12 protein-coding genes are annotated in these 16,859 nt (G+C 59.5%); 6 read left to right on the plus strand and 6 right to left on the minus strand.

Features of this window, described 5'->3' with window-relative positions; all coding sequences use genetic code 11:
- Positions 1-491: 491 nt before the first annotated feature.
- Positions 492-1,829 (plus strand): MATE family efflux transporter, encoded by a 1,338-nt coding sequence (locus tag M8T91_RS00125; protein ID WP_301415715.1) that lies wholly within the window; start codon positions 492-494, stop codon positions 1,827-1,829.
- A gap of 55 nt (positions 1,830-1,884) precedes the next feature.
- On the opposite strand, the gene M8T91_RS00130 is transcribed toward M8T91_RS00125, so the two are convergent.
- From M8T91_RS00130 to M8T91_RS00140, 3 genes are read right to left on the minus strand one after another with little or no spacing between them, the layout of a single operon-like run.
- Positions 1,885-2,712 (minus strand): hypothetical protein, encoded by an 828-nt coding sequence (locus tag M8T91_RS00130; protein ID WP_301415717.1) that lies wholly within the window; start codon positions 2,710-2,712, stop codon positions 1,885-1,887.
- Complete coding sequence (locus tag M8T91_RS00135; RefSeq protein WP_301415718.1) at positions 2,709-2,987, minus strand: YheV family putative zinc ribbon protein; 279 nt, start codon at positions 2,985-2,987, stop codon at positions 2,709-2,711. The genes M8T91_RS00130 and M8T91_RS00135 overlap by 4 nt, the downstream gene beginning before the upstream one ends.
- Positions 2,988-3,022: 35 nt before the next feature.
- Positions 3,023-5,071 (minus strand): M3 family metallopeptidase, encoded by a 2,049-nt coding sequence (locus M8T91_RS00140; RefSeq protein ID WP_301415719.1) that lies wholly within the window; start codon positions 5,069-5,071, stop codon positions 3,023-3,025.
- A 65-nt stretch (positions 5,072-5,136) separates the two neighbouring features.
- On the opposite strand from M8T91_RS00140, the gene M8T91_RS00145 reads away from it, so the two are divergent.
- The 5 genes from M8T91_RS00145 to M8T91_RS00165 all read left to right on the plus strand — a co-directional run bounded on the left by M8T91_RS00145 (position 5,137) and on the right by M8T91_RS00165 (position 10,801).
- Positions 5,137-5,691 carry a gamma carbonic anhydrase family protein gene (locus M8T91_RS00145; protein WP_301415720.1) on the plus strand — a complete coding sequence of 185 codons (555 nt, stop codon included), beginning with the start codon at positions 5,137-5,139 and terminating at the stop codon, positions 5,689-5,691.
- 172 nt (positions 5,692-5,863) lie between these two features.
- Complete coding sequence (locus M8T91_RS00150; protein WP_301415721.1) at positions 5,864-6,895, plus strand: LacI family DNA-binding transcriptional regulator; 1,032 nt, start codon at positions 5,864-5,866, stop codon at positions 6,893-6,895.
- The gene (gene nagA / locus M8T91_RS00155) at positions 6,895-8,049 is read left to right on the plus strand and encodes an N-acetylglucosamine-6-phosphate deacetylase (protein ID WP_301415722.1); all 1,155 of its coding nucleotides are present in this window, start codon (positions 6,895-6,897) and stop codon (positions 8,047-8,049) included. The genes M8T91_RS00150 and nagA overlap by 1 nt, the downstream gene beginning before the upstream one ends.
- A 12-nt stretch (positions 8,050-8,061) precedes the next feature.
- The gene (gene nagB / locus M8T91_RS00160) at positions 8,062-8,865 is read left to right on the plus strand and encodes a glucosamine-6-phosphate deaminase (protein ID WP_301415723.1); all 804 of its coding nucleotides are present in this window, start codon (positions 8,062-8,064) and stop codon (positions 8,863-8,865) included.
- Complete coding sequence (locus tag M8T91_RS00165) at positions 8,858-10,801, plus strand: beta-N-acetylhexosaminidase (RefSeq protein ID WP_301415724.1); 1,944 nt, start codon at positions 8,858-8,860, stop codon at positions 10,799-10,801. Before nagB ends, M8T91_RS00165 begins: the two co-directional genes overlap by 8 nt.
- On the opposite strand, the gene M8T91_RS00170 is transcribed toward M8T91_RS00165, so the two are convergent.
- The 3 genes from M8T91_RS00170 to M8T91_RS00180 form a co-directional block, all read right to left on the minus strand.
- Positions 10,691-12,802 carry a sodium:solute symporter family protein gene (locus M8T91_RS00170; RefSeq protein ID WP_301415725.1) on the minus strand — a complete coding sequence of 704 codons (2,112 nt, stop codon included), beginning with the start codon at positions 12,800-12,802 and terminating at the stop codon, positions 10,691-10,693. The genes M8T91_RS00165 and M8T91_RS00170 overlap by 111 nt on opposite strands.
- A gap of 3 nt (positions 12,803-12,805) precedes the next feature.
- Positions 12,806-13,717: a glucosamine kinase nucleotide-binding domain-containing protein gene (locus tag M8T91_RS00175; RefSeq protein ID WP_301415726.1), complete on the minus strand. Its 912-nt coding sequence runs from the start codon at positions 13,715-13,717 to the stop codon at positions 12,806-12,808.
- Positions 13,718-13,845: 128 nt separating this feature from the next.
- Positions 13,846-16,554: a TonB-dependent receptor gene (locus M8T91_RS00180; RefSeq protein ID WP_301415727.1), complete on the minus strand. Its 2,709-nt coding sequence runs from the start codon at positions 16,552-16,554 to the stop codon at positions 13,846-13,848.
- Between the last annotated feature and the right edge of the window lie 305 nt (positions 16,555-16,859).

The following is a 16,859-nucleotide window of genomic DNA, read 5'->3' on the forward strand; positions in this document are numbered from 1 at the left end:
CGACGAAAAGTCAATCGGGGCGGGCAATGAAATATTATCCAGACAGTTTGGATTGGATGAAGAGAGACGGAGACATTGCCGGGTTCGATGAGGCAGAGTTTCCCAGTATTGGGGTGATACAAAGGGCAGCTGTCGCAAAGCGAATTATGGCTGAAGGAAATATTATCCGCGTGTAGCCACACGATGATCCCGTAACATGCAGGGAAGGGATACCGATGGTTCTCCGATAGGTCAGTGAATAAAAAGGCATGATAGACAGTTGAACAATCGATATTTAGCGCGCCAAAAAGGGGTCGTAAAGGTATGATTCGTCCCATAACGCAGCTTGCCGGATACAGCTCGGCTTCGCCATATAGTGGTATTAAGGGTTCCGCTACCGCCAGCCAGGCCCTGTAGCGCATTTTCTCTACCCGGCCTGTAAGGGGGAGATGCACCGAAAGCGCGTACCACCTGACGGGCGGTCTCCTCCGGCTCCTGAGTGATTTCTCTGTATGCAGCATATCCAACCCGAAGTACAACCCCTGGGCCGGGTGTGGAATCTAGCCTGGCCGATGATTTTGAGCAATATCTCCATTCCGCTGCTGGGCGCGGTGGATACAGCGGTCCTGGGTCACCTGTCTTCACCGGAATATCTTTCCGGTGTCGCTATCGGAGCCAGTGTTATGTCCCTGCTGCTGTGGGCTTTTGGGTTTCTGCGTATGGGTACTACGGGCCTGGTGGCACGCAGCCGGGATGGCGGTGCAGACTGGCTGCTGCGCGCTGGATTACTGGCACTGCTCTTGGGCATTTTGCTGCAGGGATCCGTTTTCTTCCTGTTAGAGCCCATTATTGGCTGGATGAACGCTAGTGAGGCGGCGGCGCCCCACGCCCTCGCATACCTCCGTATTCGTCTGCTCAGTGCACCAATAGCACTGGTCAATTTCGCTATTCTGGGTTTCTTTATTGGCAGGCAGGACAGCCGTGCGCCGCTCTATATCCTTCTCGCGGCGAATCTGTTGAATATCGGCCTGGATTTTCTCTTTATTCTGGGGCTTGGGCTCGACGCCAGGGGGGCCGCAGCCGCGACCGTGTGTGCGGATATCTTTGCCTGTTTGCTTGGCCTGCGCTTGCTCAGCCGGGTTGACGGTGCCGTTTGGAGCACTATCGCCAAGCAGCTGCGCAAACGCGGATTCTTCCCCTGGGTTGATCGCAGGCCGTGGAGGCAGCTTTTGCAAATCAATGGGGATTTGTTTGTGCGCACCTGCCTGCTGTTGCTGACCTTCACGTTCTTTACAGCCCAGGGTGCGGCTCAGGGGGATGCGGTACTCGCGGCTAACGCCATTTTGTTACAGTTACTGATGATGGTTTCCTACGCTCTGGATGGCTTTGCTCATGCTACCGAAGCCCTGGTCGGCGATTCCGTCGCCAGGCAATCGCGTAAGGGGTTTTACAGCACCGTTTACAGTGCGGGTATCCTGGCGCTGGGTAGCGCCGCGGGTTTGACGGCAATTTTGGTGTTGGGGCAAGCGGTGATTTTAACCCTGTTTACCGATATAGGGTCCGTTATTGATCAGGCAAAACGCGTCTACTGGTGGCTGTGCGCGCTGCCACTTCTGGCGGTATGGAGTTATCAGCTCGACGGGGTATTTATCGGAGCGGGCAAAAGCCGGCAAATGCGCGATACCATGTTTATCGCGACGGTTTTGGTTTTCTTTCCCAGTTGGTGGATGACACAGAGCTGGGGCAATCACGGCATTTGGTTCAGTTTTCTTTTGTGGATAAGCGCAAGGTCCCTGGGTCTTGTGGGTTTTTATCAATACTACACCGCGACTGACTCCTGGATAGAATAAGTTTTTGCAAGAGCTTGTTTATACGCGCGCAACAGGTACGCGGTTTCAGGTGCTGTCAAGGCTGGACCGGTATCTGCTTTTGCATCACGATTTGGGTATAATTTGCAAAAAAAGTCCCCTCTCCCTGCAGTATTGCGCGGTTCAAATCCAAAACCTGGGATCTGAGTTTCTGATCGTGAAAATACAAGCTGTTGCCACGGAAACTGTATTTGTCTTTATTTTTTGCCAATAGTGTATTGAGGGCGGAAATTCTCTCCAGATAAATTTCCGCCTTTTTCACCGAGAAATTACCCGGTTGATAAAAATCGAGGACCTCGGCATTAATTCTCTGTAAAATATATGCCTTCTCAGTATCGGAAAACCCAAAATCCTGCAGTTGTGTATTGATATCCTTGCGCAAGTCCGGCAGATATCGGCTGGCTGCCTGGGCGGATTCCATCAAAACCCCGATCATGCGTTCCCGCTTATGCAAAAACTTGCGCTTTCTCAGATGTCTGATGCCTGAAATCTCGCCGGGTGAAAACTTTCCTAAAGGCTTGAAGATTGTGATATGTTGCAGGTTACTGTTTGTGGTCAGCTGCTCGCAGATTTTTACCGCATACTTCCACTTTTTAAAGGGCTCGCCCTGAAGGAGTTTCTGCGGCAGCTGCTGCACGCTGGCATTGAGTGCCTCCTCCTGCTGGTGGTAAAAATCCGGGCGGGTGCGCCAATTGTTCGCCTGCAGGCGAAAAAGGGCTAACAGGCCCTGGTTGACACATCGGGTGAGCAGGGAGGCAACTTGCTCTTGCTGGTCTTTTTTTATCGCGCGATACTGATTGAGTCCGTACAGTCCGGCGGCTGTAGCGAGTAGCAGTGCGGCCGAAAACAAATATAGTTTTTTCACTTTTTATTTTCTTTTCCAGGCAAAATGAATTTAACCGTTTCCTCACGTATCTCCTTAGTCCCGGTCTGGTTTACCCGGGTTTGCAACTCCGCAGCTGCAGACTGCAGGCGGATTTCATCCACAAATCCGCAGGCAATACACTCCCGGTAATTTTTCCCATTCCTCCGATAATTGACGACCTTGTCCATCTCGCTGCAACGGGGGCAGACCGCCCCGGCGATAAAGCGTTTTTTCAGGGTCTGCTTGTCGGTTTCCGGACTATCACTGTTTGGCATGACTACGGCTCAATATGACATGATCTGCGGATTTTTCAGGCTGGGCTGATACTCTGTTCCTGCCCCTCGATGGCGGAGTGGCGCAACAGGGCATCGATTTTTGGCTCCCGACCGCGAAACTCGGTAAACAGCGCCAGGGCATCACGGCTGCCGCCCTGTTCGAGAATAGTGTGCAGGAAGTGTTCCCCGGTGGTGCGGTCAAAAATGCCTTTTTCCTCAAAAAGGGAAAAAGCATCGGCGGAAAGTACCTCCGCCCACTTGTAGCTGTAGTAGCCCGCGGCATAACTTCCGGCAAAAATATGGCTGAAGGCGTGTTGGAAGCGATTTTCCCGAGCCACCGGTACCACGGATACTTCTGAGCGTACGGTATTCAACAGCTGCTGAATTTTTTCAGCAGACATTGCCTCTGAACAGCAATGCAGGCGAAAATCAAACAGGGCAAACTCCAGTTGGCGCAGGGTAAACATGGCGGACTGGAAATTCCTGGCCGCCAGCATTTTCTTCAACATCGCCTGCGGAAGGGCTGCACCACTTTGGTAGTGGCAAGAGATCATCGGGATCACGGCTGGTTGCCAGCACCAGTTTTCCAGGAACTGGCTGGGCATCTCCACAGCGTCCCAGGCCACGCTGTTGATACCTGAGACGGCCTCCACATCCATTTTTGTCAGCATGTGGTGCAGGCCGTGGCCAAACTCGTGGAACAGGGTGGTAACTTCGGAGTGGGTGAGCAGGGAAGGCATCTCCCCTGCAGCGGGGCTGAAGTTACACACCAGGTAAGCGATTGGCAGCTGCAATCCCCGCCCGGTTTGGCGGCGGCTGCAAACGGTATCCATCCAGGCCCCACCGCGCTTTTCCTCGCGTGCAAAGGCATCCAGGTAAAATCCGGCAATTCGCTCGTCGCCTTTGAGCAGCCAGAAGAACTGTACATCCTCATGCCAGGTGGCAACTGAGTTGTCCGCTGCCACAGCAACCCCAAACAACTTCTCCACCAGGGTGAAGAGGCCCTCGACCACCTTTGAGTAGGGGAAATAGGGGCGCAGCGCCTCCTGACTGATGGCATAACGCTGCTGTTTGAGCTTTTCCGATGCCCAGGAGAGATCCCAGGGCTGTAGATCCTCCAACCCGTACGTTGTGCCGGCAAATTCCCGTAACTCCGCCATCTCCCGCTCAGCCGCCGGTTTGGCCCGCCCGATGAGGTCATTGAGGAATTCCAGTACGCGCTCGGTGCTCGGTGCCATTTTGCTGGCCAGGGACAGCTCTGCGTAATTGGCCATGCCAAGCAGTCTGGCCTGATCGGCACGCAGGGACAGGATGGTTTCCATCAGTGTGGAGTTATCGTAGGTTCCGCCATTGGGGCCAACCTCCGAGGCGCGACTGACAAACGCGGTGTAAACCTCCCGGCGCAACGCGCGATTGTCCGCATGGGTCATGACGGCCAGGTAACTGGGCCCTTCCAGGGTAATCAGCCAGCCCGGCAGTTTTTTGCCTTTTGCCGCACTGCGTGCTGCCGCCAGTGCCGTTTGCGGCAGTCCGGCCAGTACACCTGCATCTTCGGTGTGCCAGGTCCAGGCATTGGTGGCATCCAGTACATTGTTGGCAAACTCGCTGGACAACTGTGCCAAGCGCCGTCTGTTTTCCGCAAACTGCCGGCGCGCCTCGCCGTGCAGGCCGACGCCGCCCAATTCAAAATCCCGCAGCCCCAGCACCACCGACTGCTTGCGCGGCTGTGGCCAGTGTTCAAATTCCGGCGCGCCGGCCAGCTGCTGGTAAACCGCGTACAGGTCCCGGTTCTGTCCCTGCTCGGCCCAGTAGGCAGTGATCAGAGCGAGCGCCGCCTCATAAGGGGAGCGCCACTCGCCGCTCAACACACTGTTGAGATGGCTCACCGGAGAGAAAGCGCGATTGAGTTGGTCTTGTGCCTGCTCCAAGGGAACTAACGTACTTTCCCAGCCGGGGTCCTTGAGACCCTGCTGCAATTGCTGTCGGCAACGGGCAATGAGTTCTGAGATTGCCGGCGCCACCTGGTGTGGCTGCAGTTGGTCGAAGGGGGGGAGCTGGGGAAGATTCAACAGTGGATTGGACATACAAGACCCTGTGCTCAAAATGGGATACCGCTATGATAGAGGATTCATTGTACAGGAGCTTGTTCATGTCCCCACTGCGCAGCCACAACGATGGTGTAAGCGAAAAAGTCCCGCAACTTGGCAAAAGGGTGTATATCGACCCGCAGTCGGCGGTTATCGGCGATGTCTGTTTCGGTGACGATTGTTCCGTTTGGCCCATGGCCGTAGTGCGCGGTGATATGCACCGCATCCAGGTGGGTGTGCGCACCAGTGTTCAGGATGGGGCAGTGCTGCATATCACCCACGCGGGTCCCTTCAATCCCAATGGCTGGCCGCTGGTCATCGGAGAGGACGTCACCATTGGTCACAAGGCCTGCCTGCACGGCTGTACTCTCGGCAGTCGGGTGCTGGTTGGCATTGGTGCGATTGTGCTCGATGGCGCAGTCATTGGAGACGACGTGGTCCTGGCAGCGGGCGCACTGGTCCCACCGGGGAAAACACTGGAAAGCGGGTACCTGTATGTGGGCGCCCCCTGTAAGAAGGTGCGGCCGCTGACAGAGAAGGAAAAAGCCTTTTTTTGTTACTCCGCCAAAAATTATGTGCAGTTGAAGAACCGGTACCTGATGCATGGACGGTCCTGAACAGTTGTGCCCACAACCAGCTTTATACCAGTCTGGCCGGGTTTGCCCCCTGGGCCACTGTCCTGTTTCCACCGTTGCCGGACGGGCGTCTCAAAAAGAGCTGACAACGTTGTCTTATCCCCCGCTTCGAGATTAGAATTGGGACATACTGAACCGTTGCGGAACGAAGCACATGGCGACCATCAAAGACGTGGCAAAACTGGCCGGAGTGTCCTTCAAAACGGTCTCGAGGGTGATCAATCGCGAACTTTCCGTGGGCGAGGAACTCAGGGAGCGGGTATGGAGAGCCATTAAAGAACTGGACTACCAGCCCAACATATCCGCCCGACAACTGCGCGGCGGGGCCAGCTTTATCGCCTTTATCTATGACAATCCCAACAGCCACTATGTTATCGATATGCAGCACGGCATTCTCTCCGAGTGCCGCGAACAGGGATTTGAACTGCTGATTCATCCGGTGCACGCATCCGGTGGCGCGGTTGCCGAAAAACTGGAGCGGCTGGTTCGCACAAGTCATATTGCCGGTCTGGTACTGACCCCGCCCTTCTCGGAATCCCCGGAACTGATCACAGCGCTGCTGGGGCAGAAAGTGCATTTTGTGCGCATACTGTCTGCGTCGACCGCCCCTGACGATCTCGGGCCCTGTGTTTTTGTCGATGACTTCCAGGCAGCCTTTGACATCACCGATTATCTGCTAGGCCTCGGCCATCGCCGCATCGCCTTTTTGGGAGGGGAAATGGCGCACCGCTCCAGTATCGAACGCCTCAACGGTTACAAGGATGCGCTCGAAAAGCGCCAGATCCCCCTCGACAAACAACTGGTGCTCGAGGGCCAGTACAGTTTTGACTCCGGCGCAGAGCGAACCCACAAGCTGTTGCAGTCGCACAAACCACCCAGTGCGATCTTTGCCAGTAATGATGAGGTGGCTGCCGGCGCCTTGTTTGCTGCGCGCATTGCGGGGGTTGACGTACCCCGGACGCTGTCGATTGTGGGATTCGAGGACAGTCCGTTTTCACGCCAGAGCTGGCCCAAGCTGACCACAGCCCACCAGCCCAACACCGCGATTGCGGGCCGGGCCACACGTCTGCTGATAGAGGACATCCGCCGGCAAAGGCGGGATGGCACGGATGAGACAGTGCCGCGCAACTGTGGCTTCAGTCCCGAGCTGATTGTGCGCGATTCAACCTGTGCGGTGATACCCTGATGTTTGCACTGCGCTGCGAAAAGATTTTCGATGGCGAGGTATGGCTGCAAGATCACGCCGTGCTGGTGCAGGGCGGCAATATCAGCGCGCTGCTTTCCGGCAATGCGATCCCCACACAAGTACAAACCCAGGTTTTGGGGGACGGTTACCTGGTGCCTGGCTTTGTGGATCTCCAGGTCAATGGGGGAGGCGGCCTGATGCTGAACAGTGCACCGGAGATGGCCACCGTCGAGTGCATGGCCCGCGCCCACCGGGGGCGCGGTACCACAGCCCTGCTGCCAACAGTGATCAGTGATCGCCGCGCAGTGTATGCCGCCGCGGTGGAGGCGGTTGTGGCTGCCCGGGAAGCCGGCCACCCCGGCATACTCGGTCTGCATATCGAGGGCCCGTTCTTCGCCCCCGCGCGGCGCGGCGCCCACCGCAAAGAGATGATTCGCCAAATCAGCTGTGGGGATATCGCCTGGCTGTGTGAACAGGCCAGGCGCCTGCCGCTGTTGCTGACACTGGCTCCCGAGTGCTGCAGCCCGGAGCATATCCGGCAACTGAGCGCAGCGGGGATTCGCGTTTGCGCCGGCCACAGCGAGGCCAGTTTTGCTCAGGTGCAGTCAGCACTCAGGGCGGGCCTTTCGGGTTTTACCCATCTGTACAATGCGATGAGTCCACTGACCGCCCGCGAACCGGGGATGGTTGGGGCAGCGCTGGCTGACGAAAACAGCTGGGTGGGGATCATCGCCGATGGCCACCATGTCCATGCGGCCAGTCTCAAGGTAGCGCATCGCGCCAAAGCGGCGGGGCGCCTGTATCTGGTGTCGGATGCCATGGCGACCGTGGGTGCCAGTGAAGCGGCATTTGAAATCTACGGTGAATCCATTTGCGAGCGGGATGGTCGCCTGGTCAACCGCGAGGGCAACCTGGCCGGCAGCGCTATCGGTCTGGCCGATGCGGTGCGCTACTGCCACCGGGAGGTTGGACTGCCGCTGGCCGAATGCCTGCGCATGGCCTCCCTCTACCCCGCCAGTTTTCTCGGCCTGCAGCACAGCCTGGGCCGGCTGGCCGCAGGCGTACCGGCAAACCTGACCTGGCTCGACGACGAATTACAGGTCCGCCAGACCTGGCTCGCAGGTGATACCCGCAACCACCCCCCAAACCCGTAGGACAAAAATATTATGAAAGTTGTCATTAAGGAGGATGCCGCCGGTGTGGCCCGCTATGGGGCGGATCTCTTTCGCGACCAGTTACAGCGGAAGCCGGATTCCGTGCTGGGGCTGGCGACGGGTTCTACGCCGTTCAGCCTGTACCGGTTACTGATCGAGAGCAACCAGCGGGGAGAAATCTCCTTTGCCAGAGCCACCAGTTTCAACCTCGACGAGTACATGGACCTGCCGCCAGAGCACCCCCAGAGCTACTGGCATTTCATGCAGAAACACCTGTTTGCCCATATTGACATCGACCCCGCCAGAACCCATGTGCCACCGGGAAATGCCGTTGATCCAATCAGTGCCTGCAATGACTATGAGCGGGCGATTCAGGCCGCCGGAGGAATCGATATCCAGTTGCTGGGGATTGGCCGCAATGGTCATATCGGCTTCAATGAACCGACTTCCTGCCTGACTTCCCGCACCCGGGTAAAAACCCTGACCCGGGAAACCATCGACGACAACGCGCGCTTCTTCGCCGCGGGCGAACCCCAGCCGCACCTGTCCATCACCATGGGTATCGGCACCATCATGGAGGCGCGTCTGGTGGTGCTGCTGGCCACCGGAGAAAGCAAGGCTTCCGCCATCAAGGCCATGGTGGAGGGGCCCGTGTCCGCCTGGTGCCCGGCCTCGGCCCTGCAAATGCACCCTGCAACCGTGGTCATTGTTGACCGGGCAGCGGCCGGCGCTTTGTCCGACCCGGACTTCTTCCTGCATATCGAGGCGGAAAACCAAGCCCTGCTGGCACGCCTGAAGGCGCGCAGCCATGCCTGAATCTGACAGGGCGATTGGCGCGGAACTGCACCTGGCTGAGGACGGGAGCGATACCCAGCTCCTGCGTATCTCGCTGGCCTATGCGGCAAAGCCGTTGCCGCGCAACTGGACACTGCACCTGGACCTGCTGCACGCGGTAACGGCGGGACCGGGCACGCGCTTGCTGCGGCAGGTGGGCAGCCATGTGATTATTGCCCCTGTAGTACCGCAGGGCAGCACCCTGTTTATCCGTATGCCGGCAGGCAGCCTGCAGCGGTTGAGCGATCTGCCCAGGGGGCTTTATGTCGCCGGCGATGATGGAGTCACCGCGGTTCGGGTCGTTGCCCACGATTTTCTCGTCCCGCCACACACTGCTCCAGTACCCCCGGAAAAGTCCCCGCCCGCGGTGACACCGGTTTGTCCATTGATCCCTGTGCCCCGCCACTTCGACCGCCGCGAAGGGGTATTGCCTCTGGCCGGGACATTCCTGGTGGTATCCGAGGCGGGTAGCCTGGGGGATCTGGCCCTGCGATATCTCGGGCAAGCACACCCACTGTCCACCTCGGCCAGGGATCTCAGTGAAGTCACACCACTGCGGTTGTTATTACAGGAATGCCCCTTGGAAGCCTACCGCCTGACAGTAGGCCCAAAGGAGGTAACCTTTTCCGCATCGGATGCCGCGGGCTTTTTCTATGGCGCTGTATCCCTGGTACAACTGCTCGCATCGGGCACTCACCTGCCCTGTTGTGTGATTGAGGATGCACCGCGCTACCGCCACCGGGGATTTATGCTCGACTGCGCGCGCCACTTTCACAGTGTCGAAGAAATCCGCAAATTGCTGGATGCCATGGCCAGCTACAAACTCAACCGCTTTCACTGGCACCTCACTGATGACGAGGCCTGGCGCCTTGAAATCGGGGCCTACCCGGCTCTTACGGACATCGGTGCCTGGCGCGGCCACGACGAAGTGCTGGAACCGCAGTTCGGCAGTGGTCCGGGGCGCTACGGCGGTTACTACAGCCGGCAGGCTGTGCGCGATATTGTCGCCCATGCGGCAGCCCTGAATATCACCGTGATTCCCGAGATCGATATTCCCGGACACTCACGGGCAGCCATACGCTCCCTGCCGGAGCTGCTGGCGGAAACGGAGGACCGCTCCAGCTATTGCTCTGTGCAGTACTATCGCGACAATGTGCTAAACCCGGGGCTCCCGGGTACCTACACCTTCCTGGACACCGTGCTGGCGGAAGTGTGCGCGCTGTTCCCGGGCCCCTGGGTGCATATGGGCGCCGATGAGGTGCCCGAGGGCGTATGGCTGGGGTCTCCCGCCTGCAAGGCTTTGATGGTACAGGCGGGCTACCGCACAGCGCGCCAACTGCAAGGCCATCTGCTCAGTTACGCCCAGCAGCGACTGGCGCGCAGCGGTCGCACCCTGATCGGTTGGGAAGAAGCCGCGGAGGGTTGCAAGCTGGAGCAGTCCGCGATCATCTGTGCCTGGACGGAACCCGCCAGCACGGCGCGTGTGCGCGCACTCGGCTACCCGGTGATCGCCTGCCCTGCCCCCCATACCTATCACGACCTGGCCTGGAGCAGTGCCGTGACGGAACCGGGACTGCACTGGGCCGGCACGGCGGATCTCGAAACCTGCTACCGCTTTGAACCGGATGAAAGTGCCGGCGACCTGTTGGGCGTACAGGCGCAACTCTGGAGTGAACTGCTTGGCAGCGCTGACAGGCTGGAATACATGCTGTTCCCGCGCCTGCTGGCGAGCGCGGAAACCGCCTGGAGCCCCGCCAGCCGCAAGGACTGGCCCGACTTTTACGCGCGGGTAAAACTCCACCAGCCGCTACTGGAGCAGCGCCGCATCGCCTTTCGTCCGCTGCAACCCTGCGCGGTCAGTGCCGATCAGGGACAAACCGCGCAGGGTCGCCCACAACAGCAGTGCGCAGGCCAGTAACAGGGCAACGCCGGTTGCCGGCTCCAGCCGCAGCAGGTACCCCACCCCAAACATCCCGGCATACAGGGAGGCGGTCCCCAGGAGCCAGCACAGGGCAGACAGCCAGAAGCCGCGCACCGGCTGCTGCTGCCCGACATTGTATCCGCGCCAAAAACCGAGGGGTTTCACCCGCGCGGCGAACGCCCGGATGCGGGCCGCCTCAACCGGGGGCGTCAGCAGGGTTGTGATCACCGAGACCAGTGCCGCGGCGAGGGAAATCCAGCAGATCACGTGAATCGGGTGGCTCGCCATCCAGCCCGGCAGGATGGACATCTGGTCTGCAGCAAAGCCACCCCCGCGCCCCGCGAGAAAATTCCAGCAGGCCAGGATCAGTCCCGTCAGCATGCCGGAAATCTCTGTCCAGGCATTGGCGCGCCACCAAAACCAGCGCATCAGGTGCGGCAGCCCCAGACCCGCCATCATGCCGCCCCAGAGCTCCCACATGGCACCGATATTTTCGACAAAGGTGGCGACCCAGGCGCTGAGACCGGCAATCCCCAGGGTGGCGAAGCGGCTGACCCAGGTCAGCCTCCGGTCACTGGCCGAGGGGTCGAGCAATCGCTTGTAGAAATCATTGGCAATATAGGAGGCACCCCAGTTGATATGGGTGGAAACGGTGGACATGAAGGCCGCCATCAGTGAGGCCAGCGCGAGGCCCAGAAGGCCGGCGGGTAGCAGGTCGCGCATCAGTGCAGGGTAGCCGCGTTCCCGGTCTTCCTGGTAAACCGTGTGCTGCACGGTTTCGCCACCGGCCTGCGCAACGCGCTCTGTATAGGTAGTCAGCAGGGTATAACCGGGGATGTCGCAGCGATAGCGATCAGTGATGCACTGTTCCATCTGCACGTTGCACTGGCTGTTGTCAGCGGCACAGGCGGTGAATTCCTCCGCCAGCTGGCCGATCTCCACGCGGGGGTAAATCACCAGGGCGGCCACCCCGGCGATCGCCCAGGGCCAGGAGCGGAGCAGGAAATTGGCGAACGCATACCACAGGGCACCTTTCTCCGCCTGATCCCCATCCTCGGCGCTGTACAGGCGCTGGGAGATATAGCCCGAACCGTCTACCTGGCCGGAGGTCCACCACATCACACCCAATGTCAGTACGAAGGCCGAAAACGGGATACCGAGGGCACCGACAACGCCTTCGCCGAAGGCCGGGGCAAAGGAAGCAATCCGCTGTGCGGGCAGGAAGCCGGCGTCACCGGAGTCCGCCGGGTACCTCTCCGCCAGGCCAGACCACATGGCTTCCAGGCCACCGAGGTGATCGACCGCCAGAAATGCAATAAGAATCGACATTCCCATGGCGAGCACGAACTGCACCAGATCGGTGACCATGACTGCCCGCAGTCCTCCCAGGGTGGTATAAAACAGGGTGACAAACAGCAGCAGCAAAATGGTGATGGTATTGTCGATAGAGTGGAACAGCAGCGCCTCCGGATACAGATTGGCAAAGGCGGAATACAGTCCCGTGCCCAGCAGGGCCTGCCAGTCCATAAAGGGTTCGGAGATCTTGCCCATGCCCGCGAAGACCCAGCCGAGGATAACGCAGTTGACGAAGGTGGCGTTAACCCCGGCCTTTACAGTGCGCAGCGCAGCGGCCTGTTTTCCGCCGTAACGCAGTTCGGCGATCTCCGCGTCCGTGACCACGCCGGAGCTGCGCCAGATACGGGCAAAAAATACTGTTATCGCAATCGAACCGGCAGCCCCGCCCCACCAGAACCAGTTGCCCGCGATGCCGTACTGGGCGATCCAGCCGGTGATCGCCAGCGGGGTATCGGAGGCAAAGGTGGTTGCGACAATGGAGGTACCCAAAAACCACCAGCGCATACGGCGCCCGGCCACAAAAAACCCCTCCAGGCCACCCGCGCCCGCGCGATCGCGCACCAGCAGGCCGATACCCAGGGAGAAGCCCAGCAACAGCAGGATTACCAACCAGTCAATGCCACTTAACACACTCTGCTGCATCGCTTAACCGCCCCGTATGGCCTGTCCTGTGAAGGTGGCGCCGTGACATTGCCGGGCGTACAGCAGGGCGCCTTCGTCAGGCTGCCCCCGCGGCGGCTGCAGGCACTGCAGTGTCTTTTCCCCCAGCCAGGGCAACAGGTGGTCTGCCAGCCCCCCCAGCAGGCAAAGGTGGCTGTGGCCCCTGGCCAGAAAGCGTTCCGCTATCTGCTCCAGATAGCCCACGCCCTCCCTGACGATGGCCACGGCAACCGCATCTCCCGCTTCAGCAACCGCCAGTACCCGGGGTGCCAGGCGCCCGTATTCCCGCTGGCCCGCGCCTGCCATGGCACCCACCAGACCCAGGCCGCGGGCCTGCAACTCCTCTTCCAGGGCCGGCAGCAGGGCTGTGTCTGGACCGAGGGCATCCAGTGCCAGCAGTGCCGCCTCCAGTGCCTTTAAACCCAACCATGCGCCGGAGCCCTTGTCAGCAAAGGGAAAACCGTGGGCCCCGATGCTGAGGCCGCCATTCAGGCTGGAGTAACCCACGGAACCGGTTCCCGCAACAATCACCGCGCCTTCGGCTCCGGCGTGGGCACCGAGAAAGGCAATTTGGATGTCGTCGGTCAGGTACAGTGCGGAAAAGGGGTGTCGCCAGGCCAGCAGTTGCTCGCGCACATGGGGAATATTTACACCGGCCAGCCCGGCCCCGGCCACCAGCCTGCCCAGCGTATTCGCTGGCAGGCCGGCATCGGCCAGCGCCAGCTCTGCGGCCTGTTGAATTGACTCACAGGCCCGGGCAAGGTTTTGGAAGGGATTGGCCGGGCCCGCCACACCCACGCCTTCTCTGCCGGCACCGGCGATCCGTGCCCGGCACTTGCTGCCACCACCGTCAATACCCAGGTAAAGAACGGATTCAGTCTCCATCCCGGTGTACATGTTCACTCCTCTGAAAAAGACCGCCATGCCTCTAGCGGGACAGGTCGAACCAGACAGGGACCAGGGTAATCCTCTGGCCATGACTTTTCGCCGGGTGCCGGCGCAGTGCCCGGCACCCAGGCGAGACCTCAGAAGTGGTAGTTTGCTCCCAGAAGCACGCGCGTACCATTGTCGTACCGGCGGGCCTCGCGTTCCTGGTCGATGTGGTAGTAGGCGAGTTCCTCACCGGTCAGGTTGATGGCCTCCAGCACAAAGTCCCAGTTTTCCCAGGGAGAGACGGTGATGCTGGCATCCCACTGACCGTAATCGTCGATGTAGGCTTCGGAACCGAACTCGGACAGGCCATCGTACCATTGGGTGCGGAAGTTGTAGGCCAGGCGCGCGCTGATCCAGTCGTTCTCATAAAAGCCAGTCAGGTTGGCCATGTTTTCGGACTGGCCCGGGATCAGGCCGGAGCCGGGATTGTTGACAGGATCGCGCGTATCGCGGCTGTTCGCGTCGGTATAGGTGTAGTTGGCAATGACACCGAAGTTGCCGAAGTTTTGCTGGTAGCTCAGCTCGATACCGGAAACCTTGGCGCCCTTGCCATTAACCGGCTGGATAAACAGCACAGGGATATCCTCGCCGAGTCGCTCGTCGAAGCGAAAGTCCACCGAGGTGCTGTTGATCACCGAGTTCGCAATATCCTTCTGGAAGTAAGTGGCGGCCAGCACCGCGCCCTCGGTAAAGTACCACTCCCAGGCCAGATCGAACTGGTTGGCGGTTTCCGGTTCCAGTTGCGGGTTGCCGCGGCGGCCGACCTGGGTATCGAGGTTGGCCGATTCCTGGTTCGCGATGGTGATGTAGTCGGGGCGCGCCATAACACGGGCCGCGGAGAGACGCAGGACTTGGTTTTCGGCGATGTCAAAGGCCACATTGGCACTTGGCAGGATTTCGGTGTAGTCGTGCTCCAGGGTTTCCCGGCGGACATTGAACTCCTCGGTTGCCGGGTCAACCAGTGCTACGAGCAGATCGTAGCCACCCACCATGTCAATGGCCGCTGCCAGGGGGTCACCTTGCAGGTTATAACCGCTGGACCCGACCCGGGTTTGCACCATGCGCAGGCCGAGGTTACCGCGGAAACCCTCGCCCTCGAAATCCGCTTGCCCATAGGCGGCCAGTATCTCTTCCTCCACATTCCAATTCTCCGGCAGGTTGAGCACCGTCACCGCGTTTTCGTAAGCCTCTGCTGGGAAGATCGCGCTCTGCGCCGCACTGATATCCATCAGCGGATAGGGCGCCCCGGAAGCGTTGCGGGTGTAGTTGCCGAGCAGGCCTGCATCCAGGTTACCGTACAACCAGCGGTTCCAGCCGGTGGTATCCCCCTCGCCGTACGTGGTGGTGCCGTCAGCGTGCATGGCATCGCTGAGCCAGTGGAAGCGTGTCAGGGTCATCATCTGGCCCTTGTTGTGATCGCGGTACAGCAGGCCGCTCTTGAGGCTGTTGAACACCCCGGCGTCGAGGGCAAAGTCAATATCGATGCTGGCGTAATTTTCATCGTCATCCATCACACGGGCATTTTCCTGCATCCAGCCAAGTCCGCGTGCTCCCAATTGCGCATCGCTTTCAACCTGGCCGTTCAGGTAGGGGGTGTGGCTCAGGCCATTGAATTCGGTGCGGTCGAGGGAAGCGCCCCAGCCGTAGTGGCGATCCCGGGCAGTGCCGCCCTCGGCCTCGGTGTGGCCGAGGCGGGCGTGCAGGGTGAGTTGCTCGAAGTTGTGCTCGTAGTGCAGATCCAGCGATCCGGTTTCAGAGTAGGACACGCGATCGATCACATAGTATTCGGCGAAGCTGTTCGCCACTTCACCGGCGATGACCCCGCTGCCGGTCACTACTGCGGTGGCGGGATCAATGGTGCCGCCGTTGTTGCCATTCAGCCACTCGTAGCGGTTGTAGTTGGAATTGTCCGCATCCAGGCCGGAGTCCAGGTAGGTCAGGGTAAACTGGCCGTTGTCCGAGGGGCGCCACTGGCCGGTGAACAGCACCGTCTCCCGCTCACGGGCCTGCTCGAAATAGGCATCGCCGAGCGCCCGTGGCACCCACAGGGCGCCGCGGCCGAAATCCTGGTTTTCGAAACCCAGCACCTCGGTGCCTTCGCGCAGTAGCGTGCGGTCCTGCCGGGTCAGGGAAATATTGAAGCCCAGATTCTCGGCGTCGTTTTTCCAGGAGTACAGCGCGCTGATGCTGGGGTCCCATTCCTCCGAGGTTTCCGAGTACTGTCCCTGCACCTGAAGGGCACCGGTGTTCTGGGCCATGTCGAGGGGCCGCCGGGTATGCAGCATCACCGTGCCCCCCAGGGAGCCCTCCTGAATGCTGGCCTGGGGGGTTTTGTAGACTTCCAGGGCGGATACGATGGTTGAGGGCAGCAGGGTGTAATTAAATGCGCGGGAGGGATTGTCCAGAATAAACCAATCGGCAGAGGCCACGGCGGCACCGTTCAGGAGCGTGCGGTTCTGGTTCGGAGAGGTGCCCCGCACGGCAATTTTTTCACCTTCGCCGAAGCCGCGGGTTACGGAAACACCGGTAATCCGGGACAGGGAATCCGCTACATTCTTGTCCGGGAATTTGCCCAGGTCTTCGGCCGTGATGGCGTCAACGATGGCGTTGGCGCTGCGCTTGGCGTTCACCGATTCCGTGATGCTGGCGCGAATGCCGGTGACAACCACTTCTTCCAGTGCCGTCTCCTGTGCGTGGAGTGTGCCGACCACGCCGGACAGGGCTAGGACAGCCAGCGAGCTATGCAGCAGGCGGCTGCGGCCGCCGGTAAGGTTGCGAATGCTAGAGCTGAGTATTTTCACGGTAATTCCCTCTGAAAGTTATTCTTATAGGCCACGTTGGCTACCGTACTTTCGGGTTGTGACAACGTTGTCGCAACACATTAGCCCCGTGAGACAACGTTGTAAACAGCTTGTGAAAAACTTTTCCCAAACACTGCCCCGGTTTTTACCTGCCAGGCCCGGGTTTGAAAGGTTTTGATTGTGAACTGTTGTAGCGAGCGCGGCTTTGCGGGAGAAATTTTTGCTTAATTTTTAAACCACATAGCAGACAACAGTTTGTCTCCCGCTTAGGTAAAGCCCTGTTTCTGCTTGGCCCGTTTGCCGGA

Source organism: Microbulbifer sp. MI-G (genome assembly GCF_030440425.1).
Classification (GTDB): Bacteria; Pseudomonadota; Gammaproteobacteria; order Pseudomonadales; family Cellvibrionaceae; genus Microbulbifer; species Microbulbifer spongiae.